3 protein-coding genes are annotated in these 1,779 nt (G+C 41.0%); 1 reads left to right on the plus strand and 2 read right to left on the minus strand.

The annotated features are described in order from the left end of the window. Positions 1-218: alpha/beta hydrolase (locus Q0140_RS04000; protein ID WP_297962127.1), on the plus strand; the 218-nt coding region annotated here is incomplete at its 5' end. A gap of 477 nt (positions 219-695) precedes the next feature. Here Q0140_RS04000 and Q0140_RS04005 read toward each other — a convergent pair. Continuing rightward, a complete protein-coding gene (locus tag Q0140_RS04005; RefSeq protein ID WP_297962129.1) occupies positions 696-1,115 on the minus strand; it encodes a hypothetical protein in 420 nt (139 codons plus the stop codon). 28 nt (positions 1,116-1,143) lie between these two features. Further along, the coding region (locus Q0140_RS04010) for a hypothetical protein (protein WP_297962131.1) at positions 1,144-1,779 on the minus strand (636 nt) is incomplete at its 5' end.

Here is a 1,779-nt window from a genome sequence, read left to right on the forward strand (position 1 = left end):
ATTTTGAGCGCATAAAAGCCGCCGCAAAACAGCGCGCGGTGGTTGCCGCAAAGGACGATTATATCGTGCCGTTTAGATTCAGTCGCGAGTTAGCGGGGCAGATGGACGCTAAGTTTTACGAGGTGCAAAAGGGCGGGCATTTTTTGGATAGAGACGGCTTTACAAAGTTTGATCTCGTGTATGAAATCTTAGAAAAAATGATGAAATTAAAGGGCTAGGCTTCGGACAAATGCGCCCGCTTGGTTTTTGCTTCTGCATTCGCGCCGCTCGCATTTTCTCGGCTGGAGCTCGGATTTGCTTTGTGGCTAAGATAAGGGTCTCGTATTTAGCCCGAAGTTCGCTGCTCGCATAAATAAATAGATAAGACCGCGGTGCAATCGCCGTTTGCGAGGCGAGTTCCGCGCCGTTTTAAAATTTTGTAAATGTCGCAGCGGCAATAGGCGCGTATCGTGCGAGTGCTAAAGCACGGCGTGTGTAGTGGCGGCAAGTAGGTTTCGAGTTGCGGCAAGATAAAATTTAGCGAGCGCGGCGGAGCTTTTGCGACGATAGAATTTTAAAATTTTAAAGCAAGCGGGATAAGCTAAATTTTAAATAGCACCCAGCTCGTACGCGTTAAATCCGCGCCCAAACCCGTACTGCGCGAGAGATAAAATTTAGCGGGCGCGAAAGGCGCATAGGCTTAGCTTTTCTTTTCGTTAAACGTATGAAATTACAAAAACGATCGGGCAAAAGGGCACGAACGCAAATGCAAACGGCGCGCTCCAGCTGGCAGCCTGCTCGCCCCAAAAATATCTCTCCGCCAAGCACGCCAAAAAGCTGACGTAAAAAGCGCCGAGCGATAAATTTTCTACCGCAAAAAGCAGTAAACTAAGATTTAGATTTTTTACAAACAGCTTGCTTGGCTTAAAATTTTTATACCTTTTGAACAAATACCAAAGCAGCGCGCAAGCCAAAAGCGCAAATATTGCGACAAAAACGGCAATCCTTAGCGCGCCCTCAAAAGGCAAAACCGCCAAAATCAAAGCCGCCGCCCACCAAGCGAGCAAGAAAACTATCGGCAAAGCGAGCAAATATCTCGCCGTCCTGTGAAATTTATACCTTTGCTCCGCACTCACTATATCTTGTGCACTCCTTGACATTTTATCAGGGGGGCATATCTGCCAATTCTTTTATCATACTCTCAACACTTTTGTCTATATTAGTTTTCGTAGTGCCGCAGTTATCAAATTCTAAATAGCTAATATTTTGTTTAAGATCTGATTTATGGTTATCATACCAACTTAATTCTTTATTTATTTGCTCCATAAATTTTTCGTTATCAAAAAGATAGATGTAGGTAAAAGCCAATTTATTTCTATTTAGAATTATGCCATCTCCATTATATAGATAATACTCATGCTCGCCTACTAATTGAATTATCGGAGTAGTAAATCCTGCACTATTTTTATCTAGATTTACGCTTATATACTCCGGCTTCAAAACAATAGGCTTTAAATTGAGTAATTCAAAATAGATATATCTTGATTTATTATAAGAGATATTTCTATCTCGGTTTATTTCCAATACTTTATCATACGTTATTTTATTGCCATATCCATAAGCAGCGTAATAATTCAGCATTTTATTATAGGTATCTCTACATTCGTTGATATCCTTAAATTTTTTACAATCGTCACTCTTCATCGTATAAAGAATTATTTTGCCTTTTTCTAAAAAATCCAAAATCGCTCTCTTATACAGCTCCTCCTTCGGCAAAATTCTATCCTCTTTGAGGCAGTA

Origin of the sequence: uncultured Campylobacter sp., assembly GCF_938045405.1 — a bacterium.
Classification (GTDB): Bacteria; Campylobacterota; Campylobacteria; order Campylobacterales; family Campylobacteraceae; genus Campylobacter_B.